Below are 23764 nucleotides of genomic sequence, written 5' to 3'. Positions count from 1 at the left end.
ATGGCCCGCAGCGACGCCAGCGTTGGGATCAGAGCTTGTAGGCAACCTTGCCCTCCGTGATCGTCACCTGCCCGCGCTGCTGAAGTTCGGCGAGCAGCTTCTTCAGGTTGGCGTCGGAAATCGGCTGGTTCGTACGCTGCTTGATCAGAGCCTGGATCGTCGTCATCAGGGTCGCCTCCTTGCGCGGTCGCGAGTTGCCGCGCTTGCGAAGGTCCTCGAGGACGAGCGCAAGTCGCTCCTGATGCGTGTCCCGAGCCGGCGCGGCCGCTGCAGGCGCACTGGGGGCAACAGCGGGCGACTTCACGACCGGTGGGGTCAGGTTATCGCCTTCAGGCAGGGGCAGCGCACCTGGCGGGGCAGCGGACTCTCGCGGCCGGGGGCAGCGGAAGTCGCCGCGCTGATTCAGCACGATCTGCAGCTTCTCCTTGATCGACTTCGATCCGAGCAGGCTGTTGAGGGTACGGCAGCAGGCGACACAGTTCTCCTCGCTGTTCGTGCCCCCGTTGGCGCTGGCCACCAGATGCTCGATGGAGGCCTCACCACGAGGCAAGGGCTGTCGGCAGAAGAAACACTGGCCGCCCTGCATAAAGAGAAGCCGATCGAGATGTGGAGTGCTCATGCGCGGATTCTATGGGCGGCTTGCATCCGGCATCAATGCAAGACCGGCATGCGATGTGAGAGATTGCCTGACGACGCGTCACCCCTACCCCTTCACGCAAACCACCTGCTTCAAGGTATGCAGGATCTCGGTCAGGTCGCGCTGGTTGGCCATCACTTCGTCGATGTCCTTGTACGCGCCGGGGATCTCATCAACCACGCCCTTGTCCTTGCGGCAGATCACCCCTTCGGTCTGGCGTGCGAGATCGGCCTCGGTGAAGCGCTTGGTCGCCGCCGTGCGGCTCATGCGCCGGCCGGCGCCGTGCGCGCTGGAGCAGAAACTCTCCGCGTTGCCCTTGCCGCGCACGATGTAGCTGCGCGCGCCCATGCTGCCGGGGACGATGCCGAGCTCGCCTTGCCCCGCCCGGATCGCGCCCTTGCGCGTCACCCAGACATCGGCGCCGTAGTGGTGCTCGCGGGCGACGTAGTTGTGGTGGCAGTTCACGGCTTCGGTCGTGACCGCAAACGGCGGCAGGTGGCGCGCCAGCCCCGCGAGCACGAGATCGAGCATCGCCTGGCGGTTGGCCATCGCGTATTCTTGCGCCCAATGCACCGCCTCGACGTAATCGGCGAAGTGCTCGCTGCCCTCGGCAAAGTAGGCCAGATCGCGATCAGGCAGGTGGATCATGTGGCGCGCCATGTCCTTTCTCGCCAGCTCGATGAAGTACGTCGCGATGGCGTTGCCGATGCCACGGCTGCCCGAGTGCAGCATCACCCAGACCTGCTGTGATTCGTCCAGGCAGACCTCGATGAAGTGGTTGCCGCCCCCGAGCGTGCCCATCTGGTTCGCCCACTTCGAGAACTTGCCGAACGCCTTGAGCAATTGCGGGTGACGCTCGGTCAGGGCCTTGAGGCCGGGCTCGAAGGGGCGCACCGCGTCGACCAGCACCTGGCCGTCCGCATGCTGGTCGCGGCCGACCGGCACATCGCGGCTAATCTGGTCGAACACCTTCTTCAGCCGCTTCTCGTCGATGTCGTTCGCGGTGAGCGACAGGCGCGCGGCGACCATGCTGTCACCGACCGGCACATTGGAGCCAGTTGATGATCGGCACAATGGAGCCACCGCGTGATCGGCACATTGAGGCCAGTCCGTGATCGGCATATAGGAGCCAGTCGCGGATCGGCACATAGAGGCCAGCGCCGGATCGGCGTAATGGAGCCACTTCCCCTCTGACAGACGTCTCGACCTTGACCGGTCCCTCGCTACCCTGCTGCCTTTTTGTTCGGCAGGAGGTAGGCGGTGGCCCGCAGGAGCATCGAGATGTACGAGTACCGCCAGGCCCTGATGCGCATGCGCCAGGGCGACTCCGAGCGCGAGATCGCGCGCTCGAAACTGATGGGGCGCAGCAAGGCGGCCCGGTTCCGCGAGCTGGCTCGCGCCCAGGGTTGGCTCGATCCCGAGCGTCCCTTGCCCGAGGACGCCGAGATCGCCGCTGCGCTCGGGCAGCCGAAGCTGCCGGCGACGGCCCAGTCCTCGATTGCCGCGTACCGGCCGTTGGTCGAGCAGTGGCTCGGGCAGGGCGTCTCCGGCGTGGTGATCCACACCACGCTCAAGCGTGAGCATGGGTTCAGCGGGCACTACTCGAGCGTGCGCCGGCTGATCGCGCAGATCGGCCGCGAGCAGCCGCCCGAGACGACGGTGCGGCTCACCTTCGCGCCGGGCGAGGCCGCGCAGGTGGACTTCGGCGCCGGTCCCCAGCTGGTCGACCCGGCCACGGGGGAGCTGCGCCGCACGTGGGCGTTCGTGATGACGCTGTGTTTCTCGCGGCACCAGTACGTGGAGTTCGTCTGGGACCAGAGCGTGCGCAGCTGGCTCGGTTGCCACCGTCGCGCCTTCGAGTGGTTCGGCGCCGTGCCCGCGCGACTCATCATCGACAACGCCAAGTGCGCGATCACCCGCGCGTGCGTGCACGATCCGCAGGTGCAGCGCGCCTACGCCGAGTGTGCCGAGGGCTACGGCTTTCGGATCGACGCCTGCCCGCCGCACGACCCGCAGAAGAAGGGCATCGTCGAGGCCGGCGTCAAATACGTGAAGGGCAACTTCCTGCCCACGCGTAGTTTCCGCGATCTGGCCGATCTGAACGCGCAGGTGCGCGAGTGGGTGCTGAAGGAAGCCGGGCTGCGCATTCACGGCACCACCCGCGTGCGCCCGCTCGACACCTTCGCCCTCGAGCGCAGCACCTTGCTGCCGCTCCCCGAGGTGCCGCCGGATCTGGGTACCTGGCACGCGGTGACGGTGCATCGCGACTGCCACGTCAGCTTCGAGCGTGCGCTCTACTCGGTGCCATTCGCGCTGGTGGGCAAGGCGTTGTGGCTGCGGGCCACCGACGCCGTGGTCACCGTCTATCACGACTTCAAGCCCGTCGCCACGCATGCCCGCGCGCGGCGCCCCGGCGAGCGGCGCACCGTCTCCGATCATCTGCCGCCGGCCGCCCAGCGCTTCTTCGCGCACGACCGCAGCTGGTGTCTGCAGCAGGCCCGTGAGATCGGAGACGCCTGCGCGCAGCTGATCGGGCAACTGCTCTCAGATCGCATCAGCGAGCGCCTGCGGGCCGCCCAGGGCGTTCTCGCGCTCAAGGGCCAGTACGGCGCCGCGCGCCTCGAGGCCGCATGCGAGCGGGCCATCGCCCACGACAGCCCGCACTACCGCACCGTCAAGACCATCCTCGCCGGCGGTCACGACCTCGCCCCGGTGCGCACGATCACCCCCGAGCCTTATGCCGGCCGAGCCCGCTTCGCGCGCGCCACCGCGTCGCTGTTCGAAGACGACGGCCCCACGTTTCACTGACCCGGGCGCCGCGCGCGCCCACTTCACCCAAGGAGCCTCACCATGAACCCTGCCACCGAACTGGCGCCGCAGCTCAAGCAGTTGCGCCTCTCCGGCATCCTCGACTCGCTCGACGCCCGCAACCGCCAGGCCATCGATGCCAAGCTCGCCTACACGGAATTCCTCGCCCTGCTGATCCAGGACGAGATTGCGCGGCGCGAGCAGAAGAAGTTTGGCACCCGGCTGCGCCGCGCGGCCTTCCGCGCCACCAAGACGCTCGAAGGCTTCGAGTTCGACCGCCTGCCCTCGACCAACCGCGCCCTGGTCCATGACCTCGCGACCGGGCGCTACATCGACGAGCGCGCCCCGGTACTGATCGTCGGCCCTTGCGGCACCGGGAAAAGCCATCTGGCGCAGGCGCTCGGGCACTGCGCCGTGCGTCAGGGGCACGACGTCATCTTCGCCTCGTGCGCGCAACTGCTCGCCAGCCTGAACGCAGCGCGCGCGGTCGGCACCTACGAGCGAAAGCTGCAGCAACTGGCGCGCGTGCCGGTACTCATCATCGACGACTTCGGCCTAAAGCCGCTTCGCGCGCCCGCCGACGAGGATCTGCACGACCTCATCGCCGAACGCTACGAGCGTGCTGCCACCATCGTCACCAGCAACCTCGACTTCACCGAGTGGGACCAGGCCTTCCCCGGCAACCGGCTCCTGGCCTCGGCCACCGTCGACCGGCTGCGCCACAACGCCTACTGCCTCACCCTCGACGGGGCCTCTTACCGTGCGCCTCGACAGGGTCCGAATCGGGCGAAAAGCGCCCTTGCCAGCACCCCGAAAAAGTAAGCGCTCCACGAACCCCATCCTTACGTAGCCCCCGTTGAGCCCTCATGCTTCGGCTTCCGTTTTTCGGGGAGCACGAGCATGTCGGAGCGCAGTACGTTCTGGTTGTCGCACCTGTCGGCAATCGAAGCCGAGGGCATCACCACGAAGGCGTACGCCGAGCGCGAGGGGCTGTCGCCGCAGGCGCTCTACCAGTGGCGCAAGCGCCTGGTGGCCGGTGGCCGTCGTAGCCGCGCCAAGCTTGGCGGATTCGTCCCGATCCAGATCGAACCCTCGATGACGCCCCGCGCGGGCTGCACGGTGGTGATCGACGCGCAGTTGCGGCTCGAATGCGCGATGCTGCCCGGCGTCGACTGGCTGGCCGCGCTGTCGGTGGCCCTTGCCGAGCGGGGGCGCTGATGCACCCGGGGCATTCGATCGGTGCGGTGTATCTGTACCGGCCGGCGATCGACTTTCGCAAATCCATCGGCGGACTGTCGGCACTGGTCGAGCAGGAGCTGGGGCTGAACCCGTTCGGCGACGCACTGTACCTGTTCATCAACCGTCGCCGCGACAAGCTCAAGGCGCTGTACTGGCACCGCAACGGCTTTTGCCTCTGGTACAAGCGGCTCGAAGCCGAGCGCTTCGCCTGGCCGGCGGCCGAGGCGGGCGAGCCCACCTGCGTACTGACGATGAAGGAGCTCGAATGGCTGCTTGAGGGCTTCGATCTGTGGGCGGCAAGGCCGCATAAAACGCTGCAATACCAATCAGTTACGTAGCGTGATCGGGTATAATTCCGGCATGCCGCAACGTACCGCCGCCCCTCGCTCGAACCCTTCCGTTGGCGTGTGCGCATCCGTCCTGGCCGAGCTGTTGCCCGACGATCCAGCAACGCTCAAAGCCTTGTTGCTGGCACAGCAGCGTGCCTTCGAGACGCGTGAAGCCGAACGGCAGGCAGCCTTCGAGGCCCGTGAGGCCGCACTCCAGAAAGTCTTCGATGCGCGGGAGGCTGAACGCCAAAGAGCCTTCGATGCGCGGGAGGCTGAACTGCAAAAGGCCTTCGAGGCACGCATCCTCGAGCTCTACGAGCAGCTTCGCCTGGCGCGTCGGCGCATGTTCGGGCCCAGCAGCGAATCGCACGCGGGCCAGGCCTGGCTCTTCGACGAGGCCGAGGCGCTGGCCGAGTCCGCACCCGAGGCGCTCGACACCGCAACCTTGCCGCCGCCGGCCACCGAGACGACGGGTGAGGCGTCCGCCGACACCGGCAAGAAGAAGGCGCGTGGTAAGCGCAAGCCCTTGCCCATCGAGCTGCCGCGCATCGACGTCGTCCATGACGTCCCCGAGGCCGAGCGCACCTGCGCCTGCGGCACGCCCATGGTCGAGATCGGCCAGGACGTCAGCGAACAGCTCGACATCGTCCCGATGCAGGTGCGTGTGCTGCGCCATATCCGCAAGCGCTACGGCTGCCCCGAGGGCGACCAGGCGCCGGTCACCGCCCGCGCCCCGGCGCAGGTGCTGCCCAAGAGCAACGCCAGCAACGACCTGCTGGCCTTGCTGATCGTCATCAAGTACGTCGATGGGCTGCCGCTGGCGCGTTTCGAGTACGTGCTCGCTCGCGCAGGCGTGCTTGTGCCGCGCCAGACCCTGGCGCGCTGGGTGATCGGTACCGCCCAGGCGCTGCAGCCGCTCGCCAACCTGATGCGCGACGTGCTGCTCGGGCACGACGTCATCCACATGGACGAAACCCCGGTGCAGGTGCTCAAGGAGCCTGGCCGGGCAGCCACGAGCAAGAGCCAGATGTGGGTGCAGCGCGGCGGACCGCCGGGCAAGCCGGTGGTCCTCTTCGAGTACGATCCGAGCCGCGCGCAGGCGGTGCCCTTACGCCTGCTCGAAGGCTGGAAGGGGCATCTGATGGCCGACGGGCTCGAGAGCTACGGCGCAATTGCCTTCACCGAAGGGGTGACCCGGCTCGGTTGCTGGGTGCACGCGCGACGTCGTTTCGTCGATGCCAGCAAGGTGCTGCCTGCCGGCAAGCGCGGCCGCGCCCACGAAGCGCTGGCCCTGATCGGCAAGCTCTACGCCATCGAGAAGGACGCGCGCGAACTGAACGACGCCCAGCGCCTGGCGCTACGCCAGAGCAGAAGCCGCGCCGTCATCGACGAACTGCGCCGTTGGCTCGACCAAGTGCTCCCCACCGTGCCGCCCACCTCGGTGCTCGGGGGTGCCCTGGGCTACCTGCATCGGCAGTGGCCGCGTCTGACGCGCTACCTCGAGCGCGGCGATCTGCCGATCGACAACAACCCCGCCGAAAACGCCATCCGTCCCTTCGTGGTCGGGAGAAAGGCATGGCTCTTCTCGGACACTCAGGCCGGTGCGCGTGCCAGCGCACTCCTCTACTCGCTGGTCGAAACCGCCAAGGCCAACGGCTTCGAGCCGTATCTGTGGCTGCGCCACGTGCTGCGCGCCTTGCCCACCGCGACCAACGTCGAACATTTCGAGGCCCTCCTGCCCTGGAATCTCAAGGCTGAGCAGTTGATCACGGCGTAAAGAGCCCGGGAAGGATGGGGTTCGTGGAGCGCTTACCCGAAAAACATCGATTCTTGACCCCCCAACGACGTCCGTCAGAGCCCGGTTCGAGTGGCTTCTATATGCCGATCATCGGTGGCTCTATTGTGGCGGTCAGTGACACATGCCGCAGCCGATATCGACCCCCACCGCCGCCGGGATGATCGCCTGGTGGGTGGCGATCACCGAGCCGATGGTCGCGCCGATGCCCAGATGCACGTCGGGCATGGCGGCCACGTGGTAGTGGATGAACGGCAGGCTCGCGATGTTGGCGAGCTGCGCCTTCGAGCCTTCATCGATGTCGTCGGTCCAGATCCTGACCGGTACGGCGCTGCCGTCGAGGACGGTCTTCACGGGCATGACTGCTCCCTTACGTTTCCCTGCCTCTATCCAATGCCGACACCCGACTGTTCGAGCGCCGACGCCCCGTCCTGGAGCGCAAAGACGCAGTCGGGTGCCTGGGCATCCTGTTGCTTTGCGCGACGGTCATCGGTTTCGTGCTGCCGATGACGCTGCATCCCATGCTGTTGCCCAGCGTACCGCTGGGGGTCGGAGTGCTGGCGGGACGGGCGGTGGGATGTTTTCATCGGCGTGGGTAATGCGACGTCCGCGCAAGCAGAATTCTTCCGGGGACATCCAGTCTCTCGGTGAAAGGAGATCGCGATGGAACAACACTCGAACTATGGTTCGAACTTGACATTATCCCCCTTCCGAATTCCGCCCCAAGAAATCAGCGGCGATCAGCCCGATACAAACTCGCCGTATTCTGCAGCCTCACCCCGTGCGCGTTCACAGTCTTCCGTGTTCTAGGGCTTGATCCGCAGGGTCACAATCAAGGTGACGGTAGGCATTTTCAAAACATGCCCATACTCCGCCAAACCGCGTCCCTTGTAGGACCGCGAGCATAGAGCGGGGCACTCCAACTCCTGATCTACGTCGTGATGAACCACGCCGTCCTCATCGACTGACTGGATGTTCTACCTTCGTAAAGTACGCGAGTTACGAAAGCCAACCAACGGCGACCGTAAGACTCAGCGCCCTTAGCGAGAAGGGCATGAAAAACATTTGTCATGGCGTCAAGAACGTCCCGTAACTCACGCTTCTTAAAAACCGTTTCGAAGCGCGTATGCCCGGGGGTACCCGGCACTCGCGCTCCCGGTCTCCACAAGAGGTTGCTCCCGAGTTCGACAGTTACGCTCGTAAGTAATTGTTTTTGCTAGAGTGCACTTTAAAAAATGCCACTACAACAGCGCCAACTGCTCCGGCGCCGCTGGTTTTTCTACCCCCAATGCATGAAGCACCTCGTTCTGTTCCGTGCTGAGCGTCGACACTCCCGCCACCGGCTCGCCGCCGTTCAGACGCACCCGGTGATGCTGGATGCGCTGCAGTTGCTCAAGCGCCCGCTCGGGCGTGTAACCCGCGTCGGCCGCCTTGAGTCGGCTGCGCATCACCCGGTGCAGGATCCGCGCCATGAAGCAGATCGACGCATGCGCGCGAATCCGCTCGGGCAGGCGGTGATACACCGGGCCGATCTCGATCTCGGACTTGAGCACCTTGAAGCCGCGCTCGATGTCGGCGAGAGACTTGTAGCGCTGAATCACGCTCTGCGCGGCGAGGCCCTCGGCGTTTGTGACCAGCAGCAGCTTGCCGTCCATCATTTCGGCAAGACGCTTCGCCTTGTCGTCGATGTGGTAGCTGAAGAGCTCCTCACCCAGATCCACCTTGAGAATGCGCGACAGGTGCGCTTCGCTGACCGCATGGTAGAAGCGCGCCTTGGCGCCGCTATCCGAGAGTTTGCGCCCCCGGTGCTTCACGCCTTCGTCCTGCTCGGTGAGCTTGCCCGTCCATTGGTCCGCCTGGCGGATCAGCGCGTCGATACGCGCATTGCGCTGCTCGGTCTTCGTGGCTGCCGTCACCGGATCGTGCGCGACCACCAGCCGCAGGTCGTTCCAGGCGTGCTCCGAGATCACTTCCTGAGTGGCGGCTGCGCACTGTTGTTCGTGGAAGGGTTCGAGCAGATCGACGAACTCGTTGTAACGGCGGCCCGGCACCGCGACGATGAATTCGAGCGGCTTGCCGCTGGCGAGGCGCACGGCCTTCAGGGCTTCCAGATTATCCAGGCTGAGCAGCCCCCGGTCGGCGACCAGCACCAGGCGCTGCACCGACGGGAAGCGCTCGAGCACCTTGGAGAGCGTGGGCAACAGGGTCCGGGTCTCGGCCGTGTTGCCGTCGAACACCTCGTGGTAGATCGGCAGCCCCTCGGCGGTCTGCACCACGCCGAGCATGAACTGGCGGGCAATCAGCCCCTCCTTGGCCATGCCGTACTGGCGCACGTCGCCGGGCTGCTGGCTGAGTCCTTCGCTACGGATCGTGGTGAGGTCGTAGAACACCACCGACAGATCCTGGTCGATCAGCGGGCGCAGCAGCCCGGCGACCACGGCATCGACCTCGTCCTGGTGATCCATCAGCGCATCGAGGCTGCGCAGCAACTGCTGGTGCGTCACCGCCTTCGGCCCGAAGTCGGGCAGCGCCACCGTCTGTACCCAACGCAGCACGCCGAGCTTGGATTCGGGGTCGCACAGGCGGTTGAGCACCATCAGCCGGAGCAACGCTTCCACGTCCGTGGTGCGGCGCGTGCGGCGAAACACCCGGCGCAGCCCGGAAAAGCCGAGCGATCTCCAAAGCTCGGTCAGCGCCCACACGTTACCGAGCGAGCGCGCGGACTCGAACGATACCGTGGGTGCCGGCGGCTTGGCGCCCATCGGTTCGCGACCGGTGATCTTCAGCAGGCCGTTGATCACCGCGTCGAGCGAACCATCGACCTGCTCGGCACGGCCGAGCGTGGCGACGGTGCGCTTCTTCACCCGTCCCACTTCGTCCCGATAGGACTCGACGAGCTGGACGTAGCGGCGGCCTCCGGAGGTGGTGAGCTTGACGTGCATGCCGCCACTCTAACCAGGCACAAGGCCTCGTCAAGTTTGACGGTAACTGTTACAAACGTGCCACCACAGCACTTTTGCGATCATGGCCTTGAAACCCGCGCCGGTGCTGAAGGCACTTTCCGAAAAGGGGCGAAAATCGGGGTTAAGTGTCGAACCCCGGGTTGCTGAGTTGTTGGGGGCAAAGTTCGGGCTAGTCGCTCGTGCTTGAGTTCCAGTCGCCCCAATTAAATCGCCGCCCTCCGCGTTTTCCAATCATGGGGACCGCTTTCGGATGGGTCGAAGTCGAGTTCGACTTCAACCCCGTTCGGATCCATGAAAAAGACCTGCCACGTGTGCAGTTCGCCCGGCGCGCGAATGATGCGGTAGCTGACGCCGGCGGCATCCAGGCGATTCAGCGTGCGCACCAGTCCCTCGGCACGAAATGCCATGTGGTCGAGAACGCCCCGACGCGGCTCGGGCATCTCTTTGACACTGATGACGTGCAGCACGGGTTGCTGCGATATGTAGAGCCAGCAGCCTGGGACGGGAAAAGGCGGACGCGGCCCTTCCTCCATCTCGAGCAGTTCCGTGTAGAAGCGACGCGTCACATCGAGGCGATCGGTAACGATCGTGAAGTGGTCCATTCGCGTGATCATGAATTGCTCCGACGGAGGTTGAATTCTGTAAGGCGGCCGGACGCCGTGGTTTGCAGCGGGTGAGCGCTCTTACATGAGCCCGCTGTAGCTTCCACCGTCCACCTGCAAGTTCTGTCCCGATATGTAGGAAGCCTGCATTGAACACAGAAACGCACATGCGGCGGCGAACTCCTCGGGGCGGCCGAATCTGCCTGCAGCGACGGGCTTGAGCATGTCATGCCGGGCCTCCTCGAAGCTGCACCCGGCTCTCGTCGCCTGCTGTTCGATCATGTAGCGCAGCCGGTCGGTTTCGATCCGCTCCGGCAGCAGGTTATTGATCGTGACGTTGTCGCGCGCGACGGCTCGCGATAGCGCCTTGGAGAAGGCCGTCAATCCGGTGCGCGCGGCAGTCGAAAGCCCGAGCGGGAGCTGCGGCGATTTCACCATCGCGGAGGTGATATTGACGATGCGCCCGAACTTGCGCTTCCGCATTCCCCCCACGACGGCCTGGATGAGGAGTATCCCGGACAGCATGTTGGCTTCGATGGCGCCCAGCCACGCTGCGTGATCCCAATCCTCGATCCTGCCGGGCGCGGGCCCGCCGTTATTAGTGACCAGGATGTCCGGTTCATCGCACGCGGCAAGCAGAAGCTGCCGCCCTCGCTCGGTATCGAGGTCGGCAACGACGGTGGCGGGCCTCACTCCGGTCTCCCGCGCGATCTCGTCTGCCGCCAAGCTCAGGCGCTCCTCGTCACGTCCATTGAGGATGACCGCACAGCCTTCCCGCGCCAACGCCAAGGCACAGGCTTTTCCAAGGCCGCGCGAGGAGGCGCACACGATCGCCCGACGTCCATTGATTCCGAAATCCATTCAGCTCTCCTGCCACGTCTTGAACTTGCCTCGCAGGGACGGCATTGATCCACTTTACGGGAAAAGTGTTCAACTTCCACAAAGCCACACAAGCCTGCGCATCTCGCGTTTAGTCGAGGGGCACCACCGGCCATTTTGTTGACATAGATCAAATCACACCGTGAGCAACGGTAGGATACTCCGCTTAAATTATACATCTTTTGTGTTTATGTTCAGTTTTCAAGCACAGACGAACGGACGACCTTCAAGGGGTCAGCTCACGAAACGGAAAAAATCGTACGCTAAGCCTTGTCGTGCCAGCCCAGCACAATGATTGACATGCCAAGTAGCGCGACTCCAGCCCCAGCCCAATCCAGCGTGGACAGCTTCACGCCATCGACGACCCGAAGCCAAACCAGCGCGGTAGCCACGTAAACGCCACCATAGGCGGCGTAGACGCGGCCACTGGCGGCTGGGTGTAACGTGAGCAGCCAAACGAACAGCGCCAAGCTCATCGCTGCCGGAATCAGCAGCCACATTGGCCCGCCTTTGCGCAGCCACAGGTAAGGCAGAAAGCAGCCGACGATCTCGGCAAGCGCTGTTGCGATGAACAGTCCGGTCGTTTTCAGAATCAAGATCAGCAGCTCCACAGTTGATAAACCTTACGAAGACATTGCCAGCGGTGCCCCTTCAAGCAAACGCAGCGGCCGGAACTTGCCCTGCTCGACGTGTTTGTTCTGCCGCCAGATGTAATCGCCGGTCAGGTTGATGTGCTCCCAGCCGAGCGGCGAGAGGTGCGGCAATAGTTTCTCGTCGATGTCCTTGCCCGAGTCCCGCAGCGCCTGGACCGCCCGCTCCAGGTAGACCGTGTTCCACAGGATGATGGCGGCCACCACCACGTTGAGGCCGCTGGCGCGGTAGCGCTGGTTCTCGAAGCTGCGGTCGCGGATTTCGCCGAGGCGGTTCAGGAACACGGCGCGGGCCAGTGCGTTCTTGGCCTCGCCCTTGTTCAAGCCGATCTGCACGCGGCGGCGCAGCTCGACGTTCTGCATCCAGTCGAGGGCGAACAGCGTGCGCTCGATGCGCCCCAACTCACGCAAGGCCACCGCGAGGCCGTTCTGGCGCGGGTAGCTACCGAGCTTTCGGAGCATCAGCGAGGCCGTCACCGTGCCCTGCTTGATCGAGGCCGCAAGCCGCAGGATTTCGTCCCAATGGGTGCGGATGTGCTTCACGTTGACGCTGCCGCCGATCAGGCCGGCGAGCGTCGGGTACTGCTTGGCGTCGCCGTGGATGTACAGGCGCTTGTCGGTCAGGTCGCGGATGCGCGGCGCAAAGCGGAAGCCCAGCAGGTGCATCAGCGCGAACAGGTGATCGGTGAAGCCGGCCGTGTCGGTGTAATGCTCCTCGATGCGCAGGTCGGATTCGTGGTACAGCAGTCCGTCCAGGACGTGGGTGGCGTCGCGCACCGTGGCGTTGATGACCTTGGTGTGGAACGGCGCGTACTGGTCCGAAATGTGGGTGTAGAACTGCACGCCCGGTTCCTGGCCGTACTTCAGGTTCACCTGGCCGGCGGCGTGGCCCCGACCGCCGGCCTTGAAGTTCTGGCCGTCCGACGACGACGTTGTGCCATCGCCCCAATAGGCGGCGAACGGCTGACGGAACTGCGCGTTGACCAGCTCGGCCAGCCCGGCCGAATAGGTCTCGTCGCGGATGTGCCACGCCTGCAACCAGGTCAGCTTGGCATAGGTCACGCCCGGGCAGGATTCGGCCATCTTGGAGAGCCCCAGGTTGATGGCGTCGGCCAGGATGGTCGTCAGCAGCAGGTGTTGATCGTCGGCCGCCGCGTCGCTCTTGAGGTGCTTGAAGTGGCGACTGAAGCCGGTCCAGCCATCGACCTCCAGCAACAGCTCGGTGATCTTCAGGTGCGGCAGCAGGCTGTACGCCTGCTGCATCAGCGCCTCGGCCTCGTCGGGCACGCCGTTGTCCAGCGGCGAAATCTTGAGCCGGCCGGTGCTGGTGATGGCGGCGTCGGGCAGCTCGTTGGCGGCGGCTAGCCGCTCGACGGTTGCTAGTTGCTCTTGCAGCACCGCGAGCCGCGCCTCCAGAAAGCGCTCGCAGTCGGTCTCTACGGCCAGATCCAATTCCCGTTGGTCGCGCTGCGCCGCGAAACGCGGCGGCGGCAGCAGGTAGTCCTCGAAGTCCTTGAACTGGCGCGAGCCCTGCACCCAGATGTCGCCGGAGCGCAGCGAGTTTTTCAGCTCGGACAGCACGCACAGCTCGTAGAAGCGCCGATCCAACCCGTCTTCGTTGCGCACCAGGCTTTCCCAGCGCTTGCGCACGAACGACGTGGGCGCATCGTCCGGCACCTTGCGCGCCTGGCGCTCGTTCATCCCTTTGAGCACATCGACGGCCGCGAGCAGCTCGCGTGCCGCCGGCGCGGCCTTCATGGTCAGCGCTTCCAGCAGGGCCGGCGTGTAGCGCCGGAGCTGGTTGAAGCCGTCGCCGACCAGCGCGAGGAAGTCGAAGCCTTCCGGCTGGGCCAGCAGCTCGGCCTCGGTGATGCTCTCGGTGAACACCTCCCACGGGATGATGGCCTCGATGGCGGCGAACGGATCGCCGCCCGACTGCTTGGCTTCCAGCAGGGCGCGGCCGATGCGCGAGTAGAGCCGCACCTTGTCGTTGATCGCCTTGCCGGACTGCTGGAAGCGGTCGGCGTGGTTGCGCTTGGCCTTGCTGAACAGCGCGCCCATAAAACGGTCGTGCAGGTCGATGATCTCGTCGATCAGGGTGGCGCGGGTATCGAGAATCACCGCGGACAGTGTCGCATAGCGGCGGCTCGGCTCCAGGTCGCGCAGGTGCTGGGCCGTCATCTGTCCTCCTTCGCGGGCGAGCTTCAGCAGGCGGTTTTGGTGGACGGTGTGCTCCAGCCCATCCGGCAACGCCAGGTCACGGAGGGTCTTCAGCCGCTCCAGGTGGGCCAGCACATGCTTGGGCTTGGGCGGGCCGGGCGGCTGGCGCAGCCAGATTAGCCCGCTGCCCTTGGTGCCCTCGCGGATCGCCAGCAGACCGTCGAGCGCACGGCGATGGTGATCGGCCAGCGGCGCGGTCAGCGCCGCGTACACCTGGCGCGTGCCGCGCGTGAGCCCCTCGCTACATACACGCTCGATGACATCGATGGCCGGCAGGATGATACGTTGCTGCCGCAGCAGCTCGACCAGCGCCTCGGCCAGCACGATACCCCGGTCGGTCTGCTGGGCCAGCTCGGCGAGCTGGTGGACGAAGCGCCGGTAGTCGGCGGCCGCGAACGGCGTCAGCTTCAGCCACGCCTGCAATTCCAGCAGGTGCTCGCGCCGGGTTTCCGGCCGCTGCGCGTACTGCGGCCAGATGTCCGGCGCGATGCGCAACTGGCGGCCGACGATATTCAGCAGGGATGCGGGCGGTTCCGCGTCGGTCGGCAGGGCAAAGCCGGGATAGCGCAGGTAGCACAACTGCACCGCGAAACCGAGCCGGTTGTGGTTGCCGCGCCGTTGGCGGATCACTGACAGGTCGGGTTCGGAGAAGGTGTAATGCCGGATGAGGTCGTCGTCAGTGGTCGGAAAGGCAAGCAGGCCGGTGCGCTCGGCGGGCGTCAGCAAGCTGCGGCGCGGCATGGTCAGTCATCCGTTCTCAGGTATTGGTACAGGGTTTCGCGGCTGATGCCGAATTCGCGGGCGAGCTTGGCTTTCTGCTCGCCGGCGGCGGCCCGCCGGCGCAGCTCGGCCACCCGCTCCGGCGACAGCGCCTTCTTGCGGCCCCGGTAGGCCCCGCGCTGCTTGGCGAGCGCGATGCCTTCGCGCTGCCGCTCGCGGATCAGGGCGCGCTCGAACTCGGCGAACGCGCCCATCACCGACAGCATCAGGTTCGCCATCGGCGAGTCCTCTCCGGTGAAGGTCAGGCTTTCCTTGACGAATTCGATGCGCACGCCGCGCTGGGTGAGCTTCTGCACCAGGCGGCGCAGGTCGTCGAGGTTGCGCGCCAAACGGTCCATGCTGTGCACCACCACCGTGTCGCCCTCGCGCACGAAGGCGAGCAGCCGTTCCAGCTCGGGGCGCTGGGTGTCCTTGCCCGACGCCTTGTCGGTGAACAGCCTGTCCACCGAAACATGCTCAAGCTGGCGTTCCGGGTTCTGATCGAAGCTGCTGACGCGGACGTAGCCGATGCGCTGACCGTGCAAGGTGTCCTCCTGAGGGTAATGTGTCAGGAAGAAATCTATGACCCTTGACGGTGCGTGTCAATCAATTCGGAATGCGACTCTATTCTGACGCTTTCTCGCCGAACGGTCTGACGCCAGGTTACGGTATGCCTCAATCTGACAAATGCGGACCGCCGGCGACGTGAGCAGCGTCGGGTTCGGTCTCGGCCTTGGCGCGTGCCCGGAAGCGTTCATAGCAATCCAGCCCGCAGAAGTGCTCGACGTATTCCGCGCCTTCCGGGGTGAAGGCGGCATCGAGCGGAATCTCCTTGCAGCACACGCAGCAGGTAGCGGTGGACGGTTGGTTGGCGTTCATGATGGCGCTGCTCCTTTGGCTGACGAAGCAGGTGAACTCATCCGCCGGCATCGGCCTGGCGAACAGAAAGCCCTGTACCGCGTCGCAGCCCAGTTTCCGTAACTGCACGAAAGTGGCGTGCGTTTCCACCCCCTCGGCCACGACGTCCATGCCGAGACCGTGCGCGAGTTGGATCACGCTGCCGACGATGGTCCGGTCGCGGGTGTCATCCGCGAGGCCCGCAACGAACGATTGGTCGATCTTGAGCGTGGTGATCGGGCAGCATTTCAGGTGGCGCAGGCAGGAATAGCCCGTGCCGAAATCGTCGGCGGCAAAGCGCACGCCGATGGCGCGCAGCGAGTCGAAGACCGGAAAGGTGGCCGGATCGCCGAACGCGACCGATTCGGTCAACTCGATTTCCAGGTACTCGGCGGGCAGACCGGCATCGGTCAGTGCTTGTCTCACCTGCTCGCCGAATGCCGGCCCGACCTGGCTTGCGGATACATTGACGGCCAATCGGAACGGCCGCCAATTCAACGCCAGCCAGCGCTGCATCTGACGGCAGGCTTCACCCAGCACCCACGCGCCGATTTCGGACATCAGCCCGGACGATTCGGCCAGTGGCAGGAACGCGCCCGGCGGCAGCAGGCCAAGGCTCGGGTGCCGCCAGCGCAACAGCGCTTCCGCGCCGGCAATTCGGCCGCGGCGCAGTTCGACGATGGGCTGGTAGTGCAGCTCAAGTTGCCGGTGCTCGGCCGCCTGGGCCAGTTGCGCCGCCGTCCAGCCATCCGGCTCGTAAGCGCTCATGATCTTCCCTTGAACGCCCGCATCGCCCGCGCCAGGGACAGGACAAACAAGCCGGTCAAGCCGAGCGCCGCAATGCCCCAATGCTCGCCGAGGAACGCCCCGGCGGTGGTGCCGGCGAGCACAACGGCGAGAATCGGCAAATGGCAGGGACAGGTGAGCACGGCAAGCGCACCCCACAGGTAGCCGGTAAGCGGCTTGCGTGTCTCGAGGGAAACTCGCTCCGAACTGTTCATGCCGAAATCTCCGACGTGCTGTGCGCCAGTTCGGTCAACTGCGCGTCGAGCTTCGCCAGCGCCTGGCGTCGGCGCTCGACCTGCTGGCACAGGTCGGCCAGACGCGCCGACGCCTCATCGCCGTCAGCGGCGTCCAGCGCCCGGCACAACCGCGTCAGCAGGTCGAGGCCGATGCCTGCCTCCAGGGCGGCCCGCACGAAGCACAACCGCTGCAAGGCCTCCGCATCGAACAAGCCATAGCCGCCGGCGGTGCGCGCCACCGGCCGCAACAATCCACGCACCATGTAATCCCGCACGACATGCACGCTCACCCCTGCGTCATCAGCCAGTCGGGACACCGTGTAGGCGTTCATCGAACACCTCCTGTTCCTCACCCGGCGCAGCAGGACAGCTGCTTCACGTCCTTGTTGAACGTCTGCGCCGCGAGCTTCAACCCTTCAACCATCGTCAGGTACGGGAACAACTGCTCGGCCAGTTCCTGTACCGTCATGCGATTGCGGATGGCGAGCACTGCGGTCTGGATCAGTTCGCCCGCTTCCGGCGCCACCGCCTGTACACCGATGAGCCGTCCGCTACCTTCCTCGATGACCAGCTTGATGAAGCCGCGCGTGTCGAAGTTGGCGAGCGCGCGCGGCACGTTGTCGAGGGTGAGCAGGCGGCTGTCGGTCTCGATGCCGTCGTGGTGCGCCTCCGCCTCGCTGTAGCCCACCGTCGCCACTTGCGGGTCGGTGAACACCACGGCTGGCATCGCGGTCAGGTCGAGGGCCGCGTCACCGCCAGTCATGTTGATCGCGGCACGGGTGCCCGCCGCGGCCGCCACATAGACGAACTGCGGCTGGTCGGTGCAGTCGCCGGCGGCGTAAATGTGCGGGTTACTCGTGCGCATGCCCTTGTCGATGACGATGGCGCCCTGCGCATTGAAGGTGACGCCTGCCGCTTCGAGGTTCAGGCCGCGTGTGTTCGGTGCGCGGCCGGTGGCGACCAGCAGCTTGTCGGCGGCAATGATGCCGTGCCCGGTGGTCAGTACGAATTCCCTGTCCGCATAAGCGACGTGGCTCGCCTGGGTATGCTCCAGCACCTCGATGCCCTCGGCACGGAAGGCGGCGGTGACGGCCTCGCCGATGGCCGGGTCTTCGCGGAAGAACAGCGTGTTGCGCGCCAGGATCGTGACCTGGCTGCCCAGCCGGGCGAAGGCCTGTGCCAGTTCGACGGCCACCACCGACGAGCCGATCACGGCGAGCCGCTCGGGGATGCTGTCGCTCACCAGTGCCTCCGTTGATGTCCAGTACGGCGTGTCCTTCAGCCCGGGGATCGGCGGCACGGCCGCACTGGCGCCGGTGGCGACCAGGCAGCGGTCGAACGCCACCACGCGCTCGCCACCTTCGACCAGGCGCACGGTCAGGGTGTGTTCGTTCTTGAAACTGGCCTCTCCGCGCAGCACGGTGATGGACGGATTGCCGTCCAGGATGCTCTCGTACTTGGCGTGGCGCAGTTCATCGACGCGCGCCTGCTGCTGGGCCAACAATCGCTCGCGCAGGATCGCCGGCGGGGCGGCTTTGATGCCGCCATCGAACGGGCTTTCCCGGCGCAAATGGGCGATGTGGGCGGCGCGGATCATGATCTTGGACGGCACGCAGCCGACATTGACGCAGGTGCCGCCGATGGTGCCGCGCTCGATCAACGTGACCCGCGCGCCTTGCTCGATGGCCTTCAGCGCCGCCGCCATCGCGGCACCGCCGCTGCCGATGACAGCGATATGTAAACCACCCCCATCGCCCCCCGCCTTGTCGCCACTGCCCAGCCACTCGCGCATCTTGCCGAGCAACCCGCTGCCCATCGCGGCGGGCGGCGCATCGGCGAGCGCGGCCCGGTAGCCAGCTGCTGCGACTGCCGAGACGAGCATCGTCGGATCAAGCGCCGGCTCCCCGCTCACACGGGCCAAGGCGTCAGGGTACGACACCTCCGCCTTATGAACACCGGGCACGGTGAGAAGCACCTTCTCGACGTGGTTTGCGCAGGAATCGCAAGTCATCCCGGTGACGTGCAGAACACGGCCATTCATTTCATACCCCCTTCTTCTGGTTCAGTCCGATTTCAACTTCGCAGCAGACCGCTTCCGCCCGCCGGCGACGCCAGGCGTAGATCGTGATACCAACAAAAATGACGAGGGCCGGGATCAGCACGTAATCAAGCCACCCAACCCAGGCGGACAGACCCAGGACGCCGAGCAAAATCACGAGAACGGGCGTCGCGCAGCACACTGCGGCGATCACCGAACCGGCGATACCGGTCTTGAGCAAGGTCCGGTTATCCATGACTTACTTCTTGAGGCCGGAGGGATAGCCGGCGTCGGCGGTGGCCTTGGTGAGAGCTTGGACGTTGGTCTTCGTATCGTCGAAGGTGACGACGGCCTCGAGCTTCTCGAAGCTCACCGCGGTCTTGCTCACGCCTTCGACCTTGGAGAGCGCTTTCTTGACCGTGATCGGGCAGGCGGCGCAAGTCATGCCGGGCACCGACAGCGTGACAGTCTGCGTGGCGGCCCACACCGGGGCAGCAACGGCGACGAGGACGAGGGAGGCAAACAGCTTTTTCATGGCGAACTCCTGATCAGTAGAAAAATGGCACGACGAAGGGAAAGGCGAGCGCGACCAGAACCAGCGCGACCACGATCCAGAACATGAGCTTGTAGCTGCCCCGCACCTGTGGAATCGCGCACACCTCCCCCCGCTTGCAGGCTTGCACCGGGCGGAAGATGCGCCGGTAAGCAAAGAACAGCGCCACCAGCGCCGCGCCGATGAAGATCGGGCGGTACGGCTCCAGCACAGTCAGGTTGCCGATCCAGGCGCCGGAAAAGCCGAGCGCGACCAACACGAGGGGGCCGAGGCAGCAGGTCGAGGCGAGGATGGCCGCGACACCGCTGGTGGCCAGCGCGCCACGACCGGTCTTGGGTTCCGACATAAAGCTTCTCCTTCCGGGTCTTTGCTTGATGTTGTAACGTTACTGCCGTAGTCAACTACGGAGTCAAGCGGTATGGAGAACGATCTGGAGAATCTGACCATCGGCGCCTTCGGCAAGGCGGCCGGGGTCAATGTGGAGACGATCCGGTTCTATCAGCACAAGGGCTTGCTGCCCGAGCCGGCGCGGCCCTATGGCAGCATCCGCCGCTATGGCAGGGCCGATGTAGCACGGGTGAAGTTCGTGAAATCAGCCCAGCGGTTGGGGTTCAGCCTGGATGAGATCGCCGAGCTGCTGCGGCTGGAGGATGGCACCCACTGCGACGAAGCCAGCCGCCTGGCCGAGCACAAGCTCCAGGACGTGCGCGCCAAGCTGGCCGACCTGGCTCGCATGGAAATCGTCTTGTCCGAGCTTGTGTGTGCCTGCCATGCACGGAAGGGGAACGTGTCTTGCCCGCTGATTGCGTCGCTGCAAGGGGAGAAAGAACCTTGCAATGTTGGTAGCCGAGAGGCGGCTACCCTTTAACGTACGTTTTTTTCCGTTTTCTGAGACGACCCCTTAAAGGGCACCTTCGGACCTTAGCGTACGATTTTTCCCGTTTCGTGAGCTGACCCCAAGAACGCCGTACAGGTGTTCTCGCTGATCGGTTTGACCAATCTCTATCTTGCGAGGCGCGCCTTGATGAACTGATGGGCGAAATCCGCCCGCTGCGCCCAGGAAAGGGCGCTCGGGGCCGGAAAGGCCTCGAAAAATAGCGGTAGAAGCGGAAAAGTCGATCATCGTAGTCGGTTCAATCGGCTGGCTTGGGTGAGCGCACCCAAAAGGCCAATTGATCTGGGGTTCCCTAGGCGTGCATGCCGGTCAGCAAATCGAACTGGATAGGCGAGTTTTCCCGGCTCAAGGGAATCGAGAACTTCCCACCCGGTTCAGGACTGAGTCTCGTGTGAGCACGCGAGGCCGGCTTTCTTTCTTCCAGTCAGTACGAGTTGCCACGAATCTGTAGCGTGACAGCGTGATGCAGTATCCGGTCGAGGATGGCGGTCTAGATGACTCGGTAGCCGAACACCTCGCTATAGGCACCGGAGCTCTGGTTAGTGGTCAGGATCATCGGTCCGCGCTCATACCGGCGGCTGATATCACCTGGAAGATCAGGTTTGCGCCCTGGAGCCCGATCGGCTTGCAGCCGATCACATGCCGGAGGCAGGCCTCGGAGTCAGCCTCGTTGAGGTTGGCCCCGCCGATCAAGTTACAGATCGCCGGTGCACGGTCGCATCCCGCGTGAATCCGTCGCCATTCCACCGCAACACCCTGATCCGGTTTCCGCGCTAGGCCCCGAAACACGATTGAACGCGACGATGTGGCCGCTAAAGGGTAAGCGCTCCACGAACCCCATCCTTACGTAGCCCCCGTTGAGCCCTCATGCTTCGGCTTCCGTTTTTCGGGGAGCACGAGCATGTCGGAGCGCAGTACGTTCTGGTTGTCGCACCTGTCGGCAATCGAAGCCGAGGGCATCACCACGAAGGCGTACGCCGAGCGCGAGGGGCTGTCGCCGCAGGCGCTCTACCAGTGGCGCAAGCGCCTGGTGGCCGGTGGCCGTCGTAGCCGCGCCAAGCTTGGCGGATTCGTCCCGATCCAGATCGAACCCTCGATGACGCCCCGCGCGGGCTGCACGGTGGTGATCGACGCGCAGTTGCGGCTCGAATGCGCGATGCTGCCCGGCGTCGACTGGCTGGCCGCGCTGTCGGTGGCCCTTGCCGAGCGGGGGCGCTGATGCACCCGGGGCATTCGATCGGTGCGGTGTATCTGTACCGGCCGGCGATCGACTTTCGCAAATCCATCGGCGGACTGTCGGCACTGGTCGAGCAGGAGCTGGGGCTGAACCCGTTCGGCGACGCACTGTACCTGTTCATCAACCGTCGCCGCGACAAGCTCAAGGCGCTGTACTGGCACCGCAACGGCTTTTGCCTCTGGTACAAGCGGCTCGAAGCCGAGCGCTTCGCCTGGCCGGCGGCCGAGGCGGGCGAGCCCACCTGCGTACTGACGATGAAGGAGCTCGAATGGCTGCTTGAGGGCTTCGATCTGTGGGCGGCAAGGCCGCATAAAACGCTGCAATACCAATCAGTTACGTAGCGTGATCGGGTATAATTCCGGCATGCCGCAACGTACCGCCGCCCCTCGCTCGAACCCTTCCGTTGGCGTGTGCGCATCCGTCCTGGCCGAGCTGTTGCCCGACGATCCAGCAACGCTCAAAGCCTTGTTGCTGGCACAGCAGCGTGCCTTCGAGACGCGTGAAGCCGAACGGCAGGCAGCCTTCGAGGCCCGTGAGGCCGCACTCCAGAAAGTCTTCGATGCGCGGGAGGCTGAACGCCAAAGAGCCTTCGATGCGCGGGAGGCTGAACTGCAAAAGGCCTTCGAGGCACGCATCCTCGAGCTCTACGAGCAGCTTCGCCTGGCGCGTCGGCGCATGTTCGGGCCCAGCAGCGAATCGCACGCGGGCCAGGCCTGGCTCTTCGACGAGGCCGAGGCGCTGGCCGAGTCCGCACCCGAGGCGCTCGACACCGCAACCTTGCCGCCGCCGGCCACCGAGACGACGGGTGAGGCGTCCGCCGACACCGGCAAGAAGAAGGCGCGTGGTAAGCGCAAGCCCTTGCCCATCGAGCTGCCGCGCATCGACGTCGTCCATGACGTCCCCGAGGCCGAGCGCACCTGCGCCTGCGGCACGCCCATGGTCGAGATCGGCCAGGACGTCAGCGAACAGCTCGACATCGTCCCGATGCAGGTGCGTGTGCTGCGCCATATCCGCAAGCGCTACGGCTGCCCCGAGGGCGACCAGGCGCCGGTCACCGCCCGCGCCCCGGCGCAGGTGCTGCCCAAGAGCAACGCCAGCAACGACCTGCTGGCCTTGCTGATCGTCATCAAGTACGTCGATGGGCTGCCGCTGGCGCGTTTCGAGTACGTGCTCGCTCGCGCAGGCGTGCTTGTGCCGCGCCAGACCCTGGCGCGCTGGGTGATCGGTACCGCCCAGGCGCTGCAGCCGCTCGCCAACCTGATGCGCGACGTGCTGCTCGGGCACGACGTCATCCACATGGACGAAACCCCGGTGCAGGTGCTCAAGGAGCCTGGCCGGGCAGCCACGAGCAAGAGCCAGATGTGGGTGCAGCGCGGCGGACCGCCGGGCAAGCCGGTGGTCCTCTTCGAGTACGATCCGAGCCGCGCGCAGGCGGTGCCCTTACGCCTGCTCGAAGGCTGGAAGGGGCATCTGATGGCCGACGGGCTCGAGAGCTACGGCGCAATTGCCTTCACCGAAGGGGTGACCCGGCTCGGTTGCTGGGTGCACGCGCGACGTCGTTTCGTCGATGCCAGCAAGGTGCTGCCTGCCGGCAAGCGCGGCCGCGCCCACGAAGCGCTGGCCCTGATCGGCAAGCTCTACGCCATCGAGAAGGACGCGCGCGAACTGAACGACGCCCAGCGCCTGGCGCTACGCCAGAGCAGAAGCCGCGCCGTCATCGACGAACTGCGCCGTTGGCTCGACCAAGTGCTCCCCACCGTGCCGCCCACCTCGGTGCTCGGGGGTGCCCTGGGCTACCTGCATCGGCAGTGGCCGCGTCTGACGCGCTACCTCGAGCGCGGCGATCTGCCGATCGACAACAACCCCGCCGAAAACGCCATCCGTCCCTTCGTGGTCGGGAGAAAGGCATGGCTCTTCTCGGACACTCAGGCCGGTGCGCGTGCCAGCGCACTCCTCTACTCGCTGGTCGAAACCGCCAAGGCCAACGGCTTCGAGCCGTATCTGTGGCTGCGCCACGTGCTGCGCGCCTTGCCCACCGCGACCAACGTCGAACATTTCGAGGCCCTCCTGCCCTGGAATCTCAAGGCTGAGCAGTTGATCACGGCGTAAAGAGCCCGGGAAGGATGGGGTTCGTGGAGCGCTTACGCTAAAGGGATCGGTCTCGAATGGTGTCTGAGCGAGCGCAGCGAGCCCATCGAAGCCGCGCCGCATGTCGATAATGCCGGCCGCGGTACAGATTCG

The 23764-nt window shown here is 65.3% G+C and carries 25 protein-coding genes; 9 read left to right on the top strand and 16 right to left on the bottom strand.

The window, feature by feature from the left end:
- Window positions 1–28 precede the first annotated feature (28 nt).
- Both ACZ5PP_RS02775 and ACZ5PP_RS02770 read right to left on the bottom strand, forming a co-directional pair.
- Window positions 29–619, bottom strand: coding sequence for an HNH endonuclease (locus tag ACZ5PP_RS02775; protein WP_153168980.1), 591 nt, complete (start codon window positions 617–619; stop codon window positions 29–31).
- Between the two features lie 84 nt (window positions 620–703).
- Entirely contained in the window at window positions 704–1759 is a 1056-nt protein-coding gene (locus ACZ5PP_RS02770; protein WP_464826714.1) for an RtcB family protein, read from the bottom strand.
- A 159-nt stretch (window positions 1760–1918) separates the two neighbouring features.
- On the opposite strand from ACZ5PP_RS02770, the gene istA reads away from it, so the two are divergent.
- The 5 genes from istA to tnpC (ACZ5PP_RS02745) all read left to right on the top strand — a co-directional run bounded on the left by istA (window position 1919) and on the right by tnpC (ACZ5PP_RS02745) (window position 6790).
- Window positions 1919–3445, top strand: coding sequence for an IS21 family transposase (gene istA, locus ACZ5PP_RS02765; protein WP_464827075.1), 1527 nt, complete (start codon window positions 1919–1921; stop codon window positions 3443–3445).
- Window positions 3446–3487: 42 nt separating this feature from the next.
- Window positions 3488–4267 carry an IS21-like element helper ATPase IstB gene (gene istB / locus ACZ5PP_RS02760; protein ID WP_464826713.1) on the top strand — a complete coding sequence of 260 codons (780 nt, stop codon included), beginning with the start codon at window positions 3488–3490 and terminating at the stop codon, window positions 4265–4267.
- A 78-nt stretch (window positions 4268–4345) separates the two neighbouring features.
- Window positions 4346–4663, top strand: coding sequence for an IS66 family insertion sequence element accessory protein TnpA (tnpA, locus tag ACZ5PP_RS02755; RefSeq protein ID WP_012584785.1), 318 nt, complete (start codon window positions 4346–4348; stop codon window positions 4661–4663).
- A complete protein-coding gene (tnpB, locus tag ACZ5PP_RS02750; RefSeq protein WP_012584784.1) occupies window positions 4663–5022 on the top strand; it encodes an IS66 family insertion sequence element accessory protein TnpB in 360 nt (119 codons plus the stop codon). Before tnpA (ACZ5PP_RS02755) ends, tnpB (ACZ5PP_RS02750) begins: the two co-directional genes overlap by 1 nt.
- Before the next feature lie 22 nt (window positions 5023–5044).
- A complete protein-coding gene (gene tnpC, locus ACZ5PP_RS02745) occupies window positions 5045–6790 on the top strand; it encodes an IS66 family transposase (RefSeq protein WP_012584783.1) in 1746 nt (581 codons plus the stop codon).
- Between the two features lie 132 nt (window positions 6791–6922).
- Here tnpC (ACZ5PP_RS02745) and ACZ5PP_RS02740 read toward each other — a convergent pair whose 3' ends face one another.
- From ACZ5PP_RS02740 to merT, 14 genes are all read right to left on the bottom strand, one after another.
- Complete coding sequence (locus ACZ5PP_RS02740) at window positions 6923–7168, bottom strand: RtcB family protein (protein WP_464826712.1); 246 nt, start codon at window positions 7166–7168, stop codon at window positions 6923–6925.
- Between the two features lie 881 nt (window positions 7169–8049).
- Entirely contained in the window at window positions 8050–9750 is a 1701-nt protein-coding gene (locus tag ACZ5PP_RS02735) for an IS1634 family transposase (protein ID WP_464826711.1), read from the bottom strand.
- Between the two features lie 224 nt (window positions 9751–9974).
- Window positions 9975–10385 (bottom strand): VOC family protein, encoded by a 411-nt coding sequence (locus ACZ5PP_RS02730; RefSeq protein WP_153169484.1) that lies wholly within the window; start codon window positions 10383–10385, stop codon window positions 9975–9977.
- A gap of 69 nt (window positions 10386–10454) precedes the next feature.
- Entirely contained in the window at window positions 10455–11234 is a 780-nt protein-coding gene (locus ACZ5PP_RS02725) for an SDR family oxidoreductase (protein ID WP_320368114.1), read from the bottom strand.
- 281 nt (window positions 11235–11515) lie between these two features.
- Window positions 11516–11863: a YnfA family protein gene (locus tag ACZ5PP_RS02720; protein ID WP_410171228.1), complete on the bottom strand. Its 348-nt coding sequence runs from the start codon at window positions 11861–11863 to the stop codon at window positions 11516–11518.
- A 12-nt stretch (window positions 11864–11875) separates the two neighbouring features.
- Complete coding sequence (locus tag ACZ5PP_RS02715) at window positions 11876–14863, bottom strand: Tn3 family transposase (protein ID WP_323030434.1); 2988 nt, start codon at window positions 14861–14863, stop codon at window positions 11876–11878.
- A 2-nt stretch (window positions 14864–14865) separates the two neighbouring features.
- On the bottom strand, window positions 14866–15426 hold the full coding sequence (locus ACZ5PP_RS02710; protein WP_323030435.1) for a recombinase family protein: 561 nt from the start codon (window positions 15424–15426) through the stop codon (window positions 14866–14868).
- A gap of 130 nt (window positions 15427–15556) precedes the next feature.
- Window positions 15557–16546 (bottom strand): DUF3330 domain-containing protein, encoded by a 990-nt coding sequence (locus ACZ5PP_RS02705; protein WP_346765748.1) that lies wholly within the window; start codon window positions 16544–16546, stop codon window positions 15557–15559.
- Window positions 16543–16779 carry a broad-spectrum mercury transporter MerE gene (gene merE, locus ACZ5PP_RS02700; RefSeq protein ID WP_153167266.1) on the bottom strand — a complete coding sequence of 79 codons (237 nt, stop codon included), beginning with the start codon at window positions 16777–16779 and terminating at the stop codon, window positions 16543–16545. Before merE ends, ACZ5PP_RS02705 begins: the two co-directional genes overlap by 4 nt.
- Window positions 16776–17132, bottom strand: a complete 357-nt coding sequence (gene merD, locus ACZ5PP_RS02695; RefSeq protein WP_276660339.1) for a mercury resistance co-regulator MerD — start codon at window positions 17130–17132, stop codon at window positions 16776–16778. Before merD ends, merE begins: the two co-directional genes overlap by 4 nt.
- Window positions 17133–17149: 17 nt before the next feature.
- On the bottom strand, window positions 17150–18841 hold the full coding sequence (gene merA / locus ACZ5PP_RS02690) for a mercury(II) reductase (protein WP_323030436.1): 1692 nt from the start codon (window positions 18839–18841) through the stop codon (window positions 17150–17152).
- A gap of 1 nt (window position 18842) precedes the next feature.
- Window positions 18843–19094 (bottom strand): mercury resistance system transport protein MerF, encoded by a 252-nt coding sequence (merF, locus tag ACZ5PP_RS02685; RefSeq protein ID WP_276660333.1) that lies wholly within the window; start codon window positions 19092–19094, stop codon window positions 18843–18845.
- A 3-nt stretch (window positions 19095–19097) separates the two neighbouring features.
- Window positions 19098–19373 carry a mercury resistance system periplasmic binding protein MerP gene (merP, locus tag ACZ5PP_RS02680; protein ID WP_153167269.1) on the bottom strand — a complete coding sequence of 92 codons (276 nt, stop codon included), beginning with the start codon at window positions 19371–19373 and terminating at the stop codon, window positions 19098–19100.
- A 13-nt stretch (window positions 19374–19386) separates the two neighbouring features.
- The gene (merT, locus tag ACZ5PP_RS02675) at window positions 19387–19737 is read right to left on the bottom strand and encodes a mercuric ion transporter MerT (RefSeq protein ID WP_276660329.1); all 351 of its coding nucleotides are present in this window, start codon (window positions 19735–19737) and stop codon (window positions 19387–19389) included.
- Between the two features lie 72 nt (window positions 19738–19809).
- Here merT and merR point away from each other — a divergent pair, with 72 nt between their 5' ends.
- The 4 genes from merR (at window position 19810) to tnpC (ACZ5PP_RS02655) (ending at window position 23632) form a co-directional block, all read left to right on the top strand.
- Window positions 19810–20259, top strand: a complete 450-nt coding sequence (gene merR / locus ACZ5PP_RS02670) for an Hg(II)-responsive transcriptional regulator (protein ID WP_324541848.1) — start codon at window positions 19810–19812, stop codon at window positions 20257–20259.
- Window positions 20260–21187: 928 nt separating this feature from the next.
- Entirely contained in the window at window positions 21188–21505 is a 318-nt protein-coding gene (tnpA, locus tag ACZ5PP_RS02665; RefSeq protein WP_012584785.1) for an IS66 family insertion sequence element accessory protein TnpA, read from the top strand.
- On the top strand, window positions 21505–21864 hold the full coding sequence (gene tnpB / locus ACZ5PP_RS02660; protein WP_012584784.1) for an IS66 family insertion sequence element accessory protein TnpB: 360 nt from the start codon (window positions 21505–21507) through the stop codon (window positions 21862–21864). Before tnpA (ACZ5PP_RS02665) ends, tnpB (ACZ5PP_RS02660) begins: the two co-directional genes overlap by 1 nt.
- A gap of 22 nt (window positions 21865–21886) precedes the next feature.
- Window positions 21887–23632 (top strand): IS66 family transposase, encoded by a 1746-nt coding sequence (tnpC, locus tag ACZ5PP_RS02655; protein WP_012584783.1) that lies wholly within the window; start codon window positions 21887–21889, stop codon window positions 23630–23632.
- Window positions 23633–23764: the final 132 nt, after the last annotated feature.

Source organism: Thauera sp. DNT-1 (assembly GCF_055393985.1).
The sequence above is the reverse complement of the archived record's forward strand: the minus strand, read 5'-3'. Positions and strand labels throughout refer to the sequence as shown.

Bases quoted from the DNA above. Each gene is read 5' to 3' on its own strand.
- ACZ5PP_RS02775 (WP_153168980.1), bottom strand. From the start codon at position 619: ATGAGCACTCCACATCTCGATCGGCTTCTCTTTATGCAGGGCGGCCAG.
- ACZ5PP_RS02770 (WP_464826714.1), bottom strand. From the start codon at position 1,759: ATGCCGATCACGGACTGGCCTCAATGTGCCGATCACGCGGTGGCTCCA.
- istA (WP_464827075.1), top strand. From the start codon at position 1,919: ATGTACGAGTACCGCCAGGCCCTGATGCGCATGCGCCAGGGCGACTCC.
- istB (WP_464826713.1), top strand. From the start codon at position 3,488: ATGAACCCTGCCACCGAACTGGCGCCGCAGCTCAAGCAGTTGCGCCTC.
- tnpA (WP_012584785.1), top strand. From the start codon at position 4,346: ATGTCGGAGCGCAGTACGTTCTGGTTGTCGCACCTGTCGGCAATCGAA.
- tnpB (WP_012584784.1), top strand. From the start codon at position 4,663: ATGCACCCGGGGCATTCGATCGGTGCGGTGTATCTGTACCGGCCGGCG.
- tnpC (WP_012584783.1), top strand. From the start codon at position 5,045: ATGCCGCAACGTACCGCCGCCCCTCGCTCGAACCCTTCCGTTGGCGTG.
- ACZ5PP_RS02740 (WP_464826712.1), bottom strand. From the start codon at position 7,168: ATGCCCGTGAAGACCGTCCTCGACGGCAGCGCCGTACCGGTCAGGATC.
- ACZ5PP_RS02735 (WP_464826711.1), bottom strand. From the start codon at position 9,750: ATGCACGTCAAGCTCACCACCTCCGGAGGCCGCCGCTACGTCCAGCTC.
- ACZ5PP_RS02730 (WP_153169484.1), bottom strand. From the start codon at position 10,385: ATGATCACGCGAATGGACCACTTCACGATCGTTACCGATCGCCTCGAT.
- ACZ5PP_RS02725 (WP_320368114.1), bottom strand. From the start codon at position 11,234: ATGGATTTCGGAATCAATGGACGTCGGGCGATCGTGTGCGCCTCCTCG.
- ACZ5PP_RS02715 (WP_323030434.1), bottom strand. From the start codon at position 14,863: ATGCCGCGCCGCAGCTTGCTGACGCCCGCCGAGCGCACCGGCCTGCTT.
- ACZ5PP_RS02705 (WP_346765748.1), bottom strand. From the start codon at position 16,546: ATGAGCGCTTACGAGCCGGATGGCTGGACGGCGGCGCAACTGGCCCAG.
- merE (WP_153167266.1), bottom strand. From the start codon at position 16,779: ATGAACAGTTCGGAGCGAGTTTCCCTCGAGACACGCAAGCCGCTTACC.
- merD (WP_276660339.1), bottom strand. From the start codon at position 17,132: ATGAACGCCTACACGGTGTCCCGACTGGCTGATGACGCAGGGGTGAGC.
- merA (WP_323030436.1), bottom strand. From the start codon at position 18,841: ATGAATGGCCGTGTTCTGCACGTCACCGGGATGACTTGCGATTCCTGC.
- merF (WP_276660333.1), bottom strand. From the start codon at position 19,094: ATGGATAACCGGACCTTGCTCAAGACCGGTATCGCCGGTTCGGTGATC.
- merP (WP_153167269.1), bottom strand. From the start codon at position 19,373: ATGAAAAAGCTGTTTGCCTCCCTCGTCCTCGTCGCCGTTGCTGCCCCG.
- merT (WP_276660329.1), bottom strand. From the start codon at position 19,737: ATGTCGGAACCCAAGACCGGTCGTGGCGCGCTGGCCACCAGCGGTGTC.
- merR (WP_324541848.1), top strand. From the start codon at position 19,810: ATGGAGAACGATCTGGAGAATCTGACCATCGGCGCCTTCGGCAAGGCG.
- tnpA (WP_012584785.1), top strand. From the start codon at position 21,188: ATGTCGGAGCGCAGTACGTTCTGGTTGTCGCACCTGTCGGCAATCGAA.
- tnpB (WP_012584784.1), top strand. From the start codon at position 21,505: ATGCACCCGGGGCATTCGATCGGTGCGGTGTATCTGTACCGGCCGGCG.
- tnpC (WP_012584783.1), top strand. From the start codon at position 21,887: ATGCCGCAACGTACCGCCGCCCCTCGCTCGAACCCTTCCGTTGGCGTG.